Source organism: Rhizobium sp. P1_E6 (genome assembly GCF_056405875.1).
Genome location: NZ_JBFUBG010000138.1, coordinates 1 through 10,119, shown reverse-complemented (window position 1 = coordinate 10,119; position 10,119 = coordinate 1). Strand labels below are relative to the sequence as shown.

The window sequence follows — 10,119 nt, the reverse complement described above, 5'->3', positions numbered from 1 at the left end:
TGACGTCGGAACCAATCTACAAACGCGTTCTACTCAAGGCTTCCGGGGAAGCCATGATGGGTTCTCAGGGCTTCGGGATCGACGTTGCGGTGGCGGACCGCATCGCGTCCGACATCGCCGATRCACGGCAGATGGGTGTCGAAGTTGGCGTCGTCATCGGCGGCGGTAACATCTTCCGCGGCGTGGCGGTTGCGTCCAAGGGCGGCGACCGCGTCACCGGCGACCACATGGGCATGCTCGGTACCGTCATCAATGCGCTCGCTCTGGCGACATCGCTGCGCAAGCTGAACATCGACACGGTGGTTCTGTCGGCCATTTCCATGCCGGAAATCTGCGAAAGCTTTTCGCAGCGCGCAACCCTCTACCATCTGTCGCTGGGCAGGGTGGTGATTTTTGCCGGCGGCACCGGCAATCCCTTCTTCACCACAGATTCTGCTGCTGCGCTGCGCGCCGCTGAAATGGGCGCTCAGGCAATCTTCAAGGGCACGCAGGTGGACGGCATCTACACCGCCGATCCGAAGAAGGATCCGACCGCAACGCGTTTCGATCATCTGACCCACAAAGAGGTGCTGGATCGGGGCCTCGCCGTTATGGACGTCGCCGCTGTTGCGCTCGCACGCGAGAATTCCATTCCGATCGTTGTTTTCTCGATACACGAGAAGGGACGTTTCGCTGAAATCTTGACGGGTGGTGGTCTCAAGACCATCGTATCCGACAACTGATGGGAGCTGCGCCGTTGCCGGCGCAAATCTTCTGAGACGGGAGCATAGACATGAGTGAAGGCATCGATATCAAGGAACTGAAGCGCCGCATGGACGGTGCCATTTCCGCGTTCAAGAGCGACATTGCATCGCTGCGCACGGGCCGTGCTTCGGCCAACATTCTCGATCCGGTGATGGTTGAAGCCTATGGTTCGCGCATGCCGTTGAACCAGGTCGCCAACATCACCGTGCCCGAGCCGCGTATGCTGTCGGTCTCCGTCTGGGATAAGACCATGGTCGGCGCCGTGGATCGTTCGATTCGCGAATCCAATCTCGGCCTCAACCCGATCGTCGATGGCCAGAACCTGCGTATTCCGCTGCCGGAACTCAATGAGGAGCGCCGCAAGTCGCTCGTCAAGGTGGCGCACGAATATTCGGAAAAGAGCAAGGTTGCGATTCGCCATGTTCGCCGCGACGGTATGGACGGCCTTAAGAAAGCCGAAAAGGATGGCGTAATCGGCCAGGATGAAAGCCGGGCACAGTCGGAACGCGTTCAGAAAATGACGGACGAGACGATTTTGGAAATCGACCGCTTGCTTGGCGAGAAAGAAAAGGAAATCATGCAAGTTTAGTATACTTGCGTCCTCGCCAAGAAAGACCGGACGGAAAATGTCGGAAACTTCATTTTTGACTGCGCCAGAACACGTTGCCATCATCATGGATGGCAACGGCCGTTGGGCAAAGCAGCGCGGCCTGCCGCGGACGATGGGACACCGCAGGGCGGTCGAGACCGTTCGCCAGACTGTGCGCGCTGCCGGCGATCTGGGCATCAAATACCTGACGCTCTTTGCCTTCTCGTCGGAGAACTGGCGCCGCCCGGAGGCCGAGGTCACCGATCTCCTCGGCCTGCTGAAGGCCTTCATCCGCAGCGATCTCGCCGAGCTCCATCGGCAGAATGTGCGCATCAGGGTGATCGGCGACCGCGTCAACCTGCGTAGCGATATTCTCAAGCTTCTGCTTGAAGCCGAAGAGACGACCAGGGCCAATACGGCGCTGACACTCGTCATCGCCTTCAACTATGGCTCTCGCGACGAGATCGCCCGCGCTGCGATGAGCCTCGCCAAGGACGTGGAGGAGGGGCGCTTAAGGTCGCAGGATATCACGCCGGCGCTGATCAACGCCCGGCTGGACACAGCCGGCATCCCCGACCCCGATCTCATCATCCGCACCAGCGGCGAGGAGCGGTTGTCCAACTTCCTTTTGTGGCAGGCCGCATATTCGGAGTTCGTTTTCCTGCCGGAATACTGGCCGGATTTCAGCCGCGAGCTCTTCCTGTCGGCGCTTGAGAAATTTGCTTCGCGTGATCGCCGCTTCGGCGGTCTCTCCGCGCAGGCTGCGGCTGTGAACACCTGATGAAGCAGGAACTGAAGCTCCGCATCGTTTCAGGTCTGATTCTCGCAATCATCGTTCTTGCCGCCACCTGGTATGGCGGCTTCATCTTCCGTATCCTGGCGGCGGCAATCGCGCTTCTGATCTATTACGAATGGTCGACGATTACGGGTATCGTGCGCGACCCTGTCACCAACGTGCTCGGCTGGGTCGGCGAGGTGCTGGTTGCCGTGCTCGTTCTCGCCGGGGCCTTCGAATATGCGCTCGGAATGCTGATCGCCCTGACCGCGGTCGGCATTGCCATGATCTTCCTGCATCGTGCCAGCCGGTGGTTCGCGCCGGGGCTTTTATATGCTGGCGGCACTGGGCTGGCGCTTGCGGCGATCCGCGGCGATGAAACGTTTGGCCTCTACGCGATGCTCTTCATCTTCGCCGTCGTCTGGGCGACCGATATTCTCGCCTATTTCATTGGGCGTGCGGTCGGCGGTCCAAAGCTTGCTCCCCGCATATCGCCCGGCAAGACCTGGTCGGGGGCGGTCGGCGGGGCCATTTCGGCCGTCATTGCCGGAGCCGTCATTGTCCACTTTCTGATTCCGGAAGCCCTGGATCGCGCCGCGGTGATTGCGCTCGTCCTGTCCGTTTTCAGCCAGTCAGGCGATCTTTTCGAAAGTTTCATCAAGCGAAAATTCGGTGTGAAGGACTCCAGCCGTCTCATTCCGGGGCATGGTGGCGTCATGGACCGTGTCGATGGACTGATTTTCGCCTGTTTTTCAGCGTTCTTGCTTGCTGGCCTTTTTTCGCTGATAAAGGGCGGCGGAACGACGTCGCTCGGTGCGGCATTGTTCGGCCTTTGATCATTACGGCCAGATAGAAGAAAGAAATCATGGAAGCGGTGACCGGCATATTCGGTTTTTTGACGGGCTACATCGTCCCCTTCGTCATCGTGCTGTCGCTGCTCGTATTCGTGCATGAGATGGGCCACTATCTGGTGGGGCGCTGGAGCGGTATCCGTATTCTCGCCTTTTCCGTCGGCTTCGGCCCGGAGATTGCCGGTTTCACCGATCGTCACGGAACACGCTGGAAGATCTCGGCGATCCCGCTCGGCGGCTATGTGCGCTTTTTCGGCGATGAGGATGCATCCAGCAAGCCCGATACCGACAGGCTTGCCGCGATGACGGACGAAGAGCGGCAGCGTTCCTTTGCGGGCGCAAAGCTGTGGAAGCGTGCAGCAACCGTCGCAGCCGGCCCGATCGCCAATTTTATCCTGGCCATTGCCATCTTCACCGTTCTTTTCGCGATCTATGGCCGCACGGTGTCCGATCCCGTCGTTGCCGAAGTGAAGCCGGATAGCGCTGCCGCCGCAGCCGGGATACTGCCCGGCGACCTGCTCGTCTCCATCGATGGCACCAAGGTTCAGACCTTCGACGACGTGCGCCGCTATGTCAGCATCCGTCCGAACCAGAATATTGTCGTGAGCGTCGAGCGTAACGGCGAAAAGATGGACCTGCCGATGGTGCCGCAACGCACCGACATTACAGACCAGTTTGGCAACAAGATCGAGATCGGCCTGATCGGCATCGTCACGAACGAAGAGGTCGGCCACTTCCGCCTGCAGACCTATACGCCCCTGCAAGCGCTGCATGAAGGCGTGACCCAGACCTGGCATATTGTCACCGGCACCTTCAAATATATCGGCAATCTGCTCAATGGATCGATGAAAGCCGACCAATTGGGTGGTCCGATCCGCGTGGCGCAAGCTTCGGGCCAGATGGCTACGCTTGGAATAGGTGCGTTGCTGCAGCTCGCTGCGGTTTTGTCAGTTTCGATTGGATTGCTGAATTTGATGCCGGTTCCGGTACTTGATGGCGGCCACCTGATGTTCTATGCGGTGGAAGCGATTAGGGGAAGGCCGCTGGGTTCTTCGGCTCAGGAAATTGCGTTTCGCATTGGTCTGGCCATGGTACTTACATTAATGGTTTTTGCCACCTGGAATGACATTAGCGCGCTCATTGGCTAGCGCGTAAAAGTGAGGAAAAATTACTGTTTATTTACGATGTTTCAAAGCTGTAGTGGCGAATGGGTCACGCTTGGAAATGAAGTAAACAGAAATTAACGAGCTCCCTTGCTTGTATGTCAAAAGCGGGTAAAACGACACACGTGGCCGGAATCGGGGGCTCCCGGGGCCGGAGACGAGGGAAACAAAGGTAATGGGTGAAATGAAGGCTGGTTCAAGGTTTTTGAACGCAGTATCGGCGATTGCGCTGTCTGCTGGTGTTGTTGCTTCTGGCGCAGGTGCTTTGACTTTCGTTTCGGCTACGGCTGCGGAAGCTGCTGTCATTCAGCGGATAGACGTCCGCGGTGCAAGCCGCGTCGGTGCTGAGGCCGTCCGGTCGAACATCACCATTGCTCCCGGCAAGAGCTTCTCCAACACCGATATCGACGACTCCGTAAAGCAGCTTTACGGCACCGGTTATTTTTCCGACGTCAAGATCTCGGTTTCGGGCAGCACCCTCGTCGTCGACGTCCAGGAAGCAAAACTCGTCAACCAGGTGGTCTTCAACGGCAACCGCAAGGTCAAGGATGACAAGCTGGCAGCCGTCGTCCAGACGCATGCCGCCGGACCTTACAGCGACGCGCAGATCCAGGCCGATATCCAGGCGATCAAGCAAGCCTATGCCGCTACTGGCCGCAGCGAAGTCGAAGTGACGACGCAGGTCGTTCCGCTCGGCGAAGGCCGCGTCAATCTCGCTTTCGTTATCAATGAAGGCGACCGTACCAAGATCGATGCCATCAATTTCGTTGGCAACCAAGCCTATAGCGCCGGCCGTCTCGCCGCGGTCATTCAGACAAAGCGTTCGAACTTCCTCTCGTTCCTGACTCGCAAGGACGTCTACAACGAAGACAAGCTGCACGCTGACGAAGACGCGCTGCGCCAGTTCTATTACAATCGCGGTTATGCCGACATGCGCATCGTTTCTTCCGATGCGRCTTTCGACGAATCGACGAACAAGTACACGCTGACCTTCAACATCGAGGAAGGTCCGCGCTACGACTTCGGTGCAGTTACCGTCCAGTCGACCGTTGAAGGCGTCGATGCCCAGCAGCTGCAGGGGCTGGTCAGAACCCACGAAGGTCAGGTCTACAACGCGAAGGAAGTTCAGAAGTCCATCGAAGCGATTTCGGATCAGGTTGCTTCGGCCGGTTATCCCTTTGCGCGCGTTACCCCGCGTGGTAACCGCGACCTGAACAACAACACGATCGGCGTCGAATACCTCGTCGACCAGGGCGAGCGCGCCTATGTCGAGCGTATCGAAATCCGCGGCAACAGCCGCACGCGCGATTACGTTATCCGCCGCGAATTCGATCTCAGCGAAGGCGACGCCTTCAATCAGCAGATGATCACTCGCGCAAAGCGCCGTCTTGAAGCGCTCGGCTACTTCTCCGCAGTCAATATCTCGACCCAGCCGGGCAGTTCTGCTGACCGCGTCGTCATCGTTGTCGACGTGCAGGATCAGTCAACAGGTTCGTTCGGTATCGGCGCCGGTTATGCGGCCGGCGGCGACGGCCTGCTGCTTGAAGCCTCGATCGAAGAAAAGAACTTCCTCGGCCGCGGTCAGTACATCCGCGTTTCGGCCGGTGGCGGTCAGGAAGGCTCGCGCGCTTACGGCATCAACTTCACCGAGCCCTACTTCCTCGGCTATCGCCTTGCCGCCGGTTTCGATGTCAATCACAGCGAGACGTCGAGCAACGACAACTACGATTACGAAGAAACCAGCGGCGTTCTGCGCGTTACTGCGCCGATCACGGAAGATCTGGCGACCACTTTCCGCTACAATTACAAGCAGATGAAGTACGATTCCAGCGGAAGCAATCTAAGTGATTTGTCGGCTACCTATCAAAATCTCGTCGATGAAAGCCCGTGGACTCGCTCTTCCATTTCGCAGACGCTGACTTACAACACGCTGGACGACACCGTCCTGCCGCGTGAAGGTATCTACGCGACCGCAACGCAGGAAATTGCCGGGCTCGGTGGCGACTCGCAGTATTACAAGATCTACGGTAAGGCTCGTTACTACCATCTGCTTGCTGACGATGCCGATATCATCGGTTCGCTCTCGGCATCGGCAGGTTACGTTGTCGGCTTCGGCGATCACTTGAACGTCTTCGACCAGTTCACATTGACCAATTCCGATATTCGCGGCTTTGAAAACAAGGGTATCGGCCCGCGCATCACCAACCCGGACGATCCGCTCGGTGGTACGACCTATTTCACCGCTTCTGCTGAAGCGACATTCCCGATGCCGGGCTTCCCGCGCGACTTCAACCTGCGCGGCGCAGTCTTCGCAGATGCCGGCACGCTGTTCGGCAATGATGTCGAGCTTCTCGGTTCGGATACCGAAGAAGGTGACGGTTCCTCTCTGCGTGCGTCGGTCGGTCTCGGTCTGATCTGGCAGTCGCCCTTCGGCGCCCTCCGCGTCGACTATGCGATCCCGGTCGTGAAGGAAGACTTCGACAAGACTCAGCGCTTCAAGTTTGGCATTAACAACCAATTCTGATATCGGCAGTCCGGAACTGTAAATTTCAATTCCGTTCTGGAGTTTTGCCGATGGAGCAAAATACTTTTTTTCTGCCCCATGAAGGCGTGAGACTCGTTGAGTTGGCGCAATTTCTTGGGGCAGAGCTTGGCAATTCCGCTCATGGCGATGTCATCATCCGCTCGGTTTCACCTATTGCCAGGGCGCAGGCCGGGGATATCTGTTATATCCTCTCTCGCCGGAACAGGGACGAGTTCCTGACCTGCGAGGCTTCGGCCGTAATTTGCGACAAGGCGCTCTCTGAGCTGGTGCCGCCGCATATCCCTGTGGTGATCTCCTCCAATCCGCATGCTGCCTTCGCGATGGCCGGCGGGTTTCTCTATCCCGCGGCTCTCAAGCCGGTGACGTTTTCGTCCGGCGAGACCGAGATAGCGCCGAGCGCCGTTATCGATCCGACGGCGCGGCTTGAGAAGGGCGTAATCGTCGAGCCGCTGGCGATCATCGGTCCCGGCGCGGAGATCGGCGAGGGCACGCGTATCGGCGCTCACTCGGTCATCGGTCCCAACGTCAAGATCGGCCGCAATGGTTCGATCGCGACGGGCGCGAGCATTCTCTGTGCGCTCATCGGTAACGGCGTCATCATCCATAATGGTGTCCGTATCGGCCAGGATGGATTCGGTTATGCACCAGGCCCGCGCGGCATGATCAAGATCGTGCAGATCGGTCGAGTCATCATCCAGGACAATGTCGAGATCGGTGCCAATACGACCATCGATCGCGGCGCCATGGACGATACCGTCATCGGCGAAGGAACCAAGATCGACAATCAAGTGCAGATCGGCCACAACGTCCGTATCGGTCGCCATTGCGCCATCGTTTCGCAGGTCGGCATGGCCGGCAGCACCATCATCGGCGATGGTGTGCAGATCGGTGGACAGGTTGGCCTCAAGGGACATATCACCATTGGCGATGGCGCGCAGATCGCTGCAAAAAGTGGTGTCATGACCGATCTTGCTGCTGGCGGCCGCTATGGCGGAATACCGGCACGTCCGCTAAATGACTACCTGAAATATGCTACACAGCTCTTGGCAAAATCGGGAGCGCGCGGAAAAAAGGGAGGCAAGAATGACTGAAGCTACAGCCGCCACGCTTTCTTCGGCCGACATCATGGAAATCATGAAGCTGCTGCCGCATCGCTATCCATTTTTGATGGTCGACAAGATAGTCAATATCGATGGTGACAACGCCGCCGTGGGCATCAAGAATGTGACGGTCAACGAGCCGCATTTTTCCGGCCACTTCCCTGACGCGCCGATCATGCCGGGCGTTCTGCTGGTCGAAGGCATGGCACAGACGGCGGGTGCGATCTGCGCCAAGAAAGAAGGCCAGACCGGCAACCTCGTCTATTTCATGACGATCGACAACGCCCGTTTCCGCAAGCCGGTCGTGCCGGGCGATCGCGTTGAATTTCACGTGCTTAAAATAAAGCAACGCGGCAATATCTGGAAATTCCATTGCGACGCAAAGGTCGACGGCGCGCTTGTCGCCGAGGCCGATATCGGCGCGATGATCGTACGCAAGGACAACGCATGAGCATGATCGCCGAAAGCGCCAGGATCCATCCGACGGCCGTGGTCGAAGACGGCGCCGCGGTCGGTGAAGGCGTGGTGGTCGGCCCGTTTTGCCATGTTGGCCCCAAGGTCACGCTTCACGACAATGTGGAACTGATCAGCCACGTGGTTGTTCTCGGTCTGACGACCGTCGGCGCCGGTACGCGTATATTTCCTTCGGCCGTTATCGGTGGCGACTCGCAGAGCGCCCGTCACAGCGCCGTCGACACGTCGCTGATCATCGGGCGCAACTGCACCATTCGCGAGGGCGTTACGATGAACACCGGCACCGTCGAACATGGCGGCTCGACTGTCATCGGCGACAACAGTCTCTTCCTGGCCTATTCGCATGTCGCCCATGATTGCCGGGTCGGCGACCATGTCATCATGTCGAACAATGTCATGCTGGCCGGCCATGTTTCCGTCGGCGATCACGCAATCATCAGCGGCGGCGCGGCAGTGCATCAGTTTACCCGAGTCGGCAAATTTGCCTTCGTCGGGGGGCTCTCGGCCGTGAGTTACGATGTCATTCCCTACGGCATGCTGAACGGTAATCCCGGCATTCTGAGCGGCCTGAACGTCGTCGGCATGACGCGCGCCGGCGTTGATCGCGCCGTCATTCACACGGTTCGCCGTGCCTATAAGGCGATCTTCGAGGGTGCCGGCTCGATCCGCGAGAATGCGGCCCAGATTCGCGACGAATATGCCGATTGCGAGCAGGTAGTCGAGATCCTCGATTTTATCGCCGCCGAGAGCGATCGCGCGCTGTCTTCGCCGAGCCGGGGACAGAAGGGCTGATCTGTGGTTTCCGCTGGCGACACCGCTGAAGGCCGGCTGGCGATTATTGCCGGTGGCGGCCTTCTGCCGTCCTATGTCGCCGAGGCTGCGCGTTCGGCTGGTGAAAATCCTGTTATCGTGATCCTGAAGGATGAGGGCGATCGTCGCTGGGACGGCTTCGACCACGCCACCATCGGTATCGGTGATTTCGCTGCCCTCGACAGGCTTTTCAAGAAATATCACATCGATCGTGTCGTCATGTCGGGCAGCGTGCGCCGCCGGCCGGAGTGGCGTGAAGTGCGGCCGACGCTGCGCATTCTGACTAAGGTACCCGCCGCCATCCGTACGTTGCTTTCGGGCGGCGACGATACCGTTCTGCAGATGGTGATCAAGCTGATCGAAGGGCGAGGTCTGCGTGTCGTGGGTGCCCATGAGATTGCCCCGGATCTTCTGGCAACCGCAGGTCCTGTTGGTGCTGTTTCGCCCAATGAAGAGGATCGTCGTGATATAGCGCGCGCAGGCAAGGCGGCGGAGGTGCTTGGCAGTCTGGATATCGGGCAGGGTGCGGTCTCGATCGGCGGACGCGTTGTCGCTGTTGAGGGCGTTGAGGGCACGGACAGCATGCTCGACCGCGTGGCGGCCCTGAGATCAGCAGGCCGTATTTCGCCACGCCGGCGCGGCGTGCTGGTCAAGCTTTGCAAGCCACAGCAGGATATCCGCGCTGATCTGCCGGCGATTGGCGTGTCCACCGTGCTCAATGCCAAAGCCGCCGGGCTTGCAGGAGTGGCCATCGAAGCCGGCCGCTCGCTGGTGCTTGATCGCGACGCGCTCATCAAGGCGGCAGACGAGAACGGTCTTTTTGTCTGCGGTATCGACAAAGGCTTGCCTGGATGGGGGCTTGCATGAGCGACAGGCCGTTGAAAATTGCCGTCGTAGCCGGCGAAGTATCTGGCGATCTGCTTGGCGCCGATCTCATCGCGGGTCTCAAGAAAATCTATTCCGGCCCTATCGAACTCGTCGGTGTCGGCGGCGAGGGCTTGCAGGCCGAAGGATTGACGTCGCTCTTCGATTTCTCCGAACTCTCGGTCATGGGCATCACGCAGGTCC

10 protein-coding genes and 1 pseudogene are annotated in these 10,119 nt (G+C 58.8%); all 11 read left to right on the top strand.

Features of this window, described 5'->3' with window-relative positions; genetic code table 11:
• Positions 1-722: UMP kinase (pyrH, locus tag AC1D35_RS33140; RefSeq protein ID WP_477942082.1), on the top strand; the 722-nt coding region annotated here is incomplete at its 5' end.
• Between the two features lie 50 nt (positions 723-772).
• On the top strand, positions 773-1,333 hold the full coding sequence (gene frr, locus AC1D35_RS33135) for a ribosome recycling factor (RefSeq protein WP_113310156.1): 561 nt from the start codon (positions 773-775) through the stop codon (positions 1,331-1,333).
• A gap of 37 nt (positions 1,334-1,370) precedes the next feature.
• Entirely contained in the window at positions 1,371-2,114 is a 744-nt protein-coding gene (locus AC1D35_RS33130) for an isoprenyl transferase (protein ID WP_113295635.1), read from the top strand.
• Entirely contained in the window at positions 2,114-2,944 is an 831-nt protein-coding gene (locus AC1D35_RS33125; protein ID WP_113310155.1) for a phosphatidate cytidylyltransferase, read from the top strand. Before AC1D35_RS33130 ends, AC1D35_RS33125 begins: the two co-directional genes overlap by 1 nt.
• A 29-nt stretch (positions 2,945-2,973) precedes the next feature.
• Complete coding sequence (rseP, locus tag AC1D35_RS33120; protein WP_113310154.1) at positions 2,974-4,107, top strand: RIP metalloprotease RseP; 1,134 nt, start codon at positions 2,974-2,976, stop codon at positions 4,105-4,107.
• Positions 4,108-4,306: 199 nt separating this feature from the next.
• On the top strand, positions 4,307-6,646 hold the full coding sequence (gene bamA / locus AC1D35_RS33115; protein WP_477942083.1) for an outer membrane protein assembly factor BamA: 2,340 nt from the start codon (positions 4,307-4,309) through the stop codon (positions 6,644-6,646).
• Between the two features lie 50 nt (positions 6,647-6,696).
• Positions 6,697-7,758 (top strand): UDP-3-O-(3-hydroxymyristoyl)glucosamine N-acyltransferase, encoded by a 1,062-nt coding sequence (gene lpxD / locus AC1D35_RS33110; protein ID WP_113310153.1) that lies wholly within the window; start codon positions 6,697-6,699, stop codon positions 7,756-7,758.
• The gene (fabZ, locus tag AC1D35_RS33105) at positions 7,751-8,218 is read left to right on the top strand and encodes a 3-hydroxyacyl-ACP dehydratase FabZ (protein WP_113310152.1); all 468 of its coding nucleotides are present in this window, start codon (positions 7,751-7,753) and stop codon (positions 8,216-8,218) included. The genes lpxD and fabZ overlap by 8 nt, the downstream gene beginning before the upstream one ends.
• Positions 8,215-9,033, top strand: a complete 819-nt coding sequence (gene lpxA, locus AC1D35_RS33100) for an acyl-ACP--UDP-N-acetylglucosamine O-acyltransferase (protein WP_113310151.1) — start codon at positions 8,215-8,217, stop codon at positions 9,031-9,033. Before fabZ ends, lpxA begins: the two co-directional genes overlap by 4 nt.
• Positions 9,034-9,036: 3 nt before the next feature.
• A complete protein-coding gene (locus tag AC1D35_RS33095; RefSeq protein WP_113310150.1) occupies positions 9,037-9,918 on the top strand; it encodes an LpxI family protein in 882 nt (293 codons plus the stop codon).
• Positions 9,915-10,119: pseudogene (locus tag AC1D35_RS33090) on the top strand (lipid-A-disaccharide synthase); the annotation flags it as partial. The gene AC1D35_RS33095 and the pseudogene AC1D35_RS33090, both read left to right, overlap by 4 nt.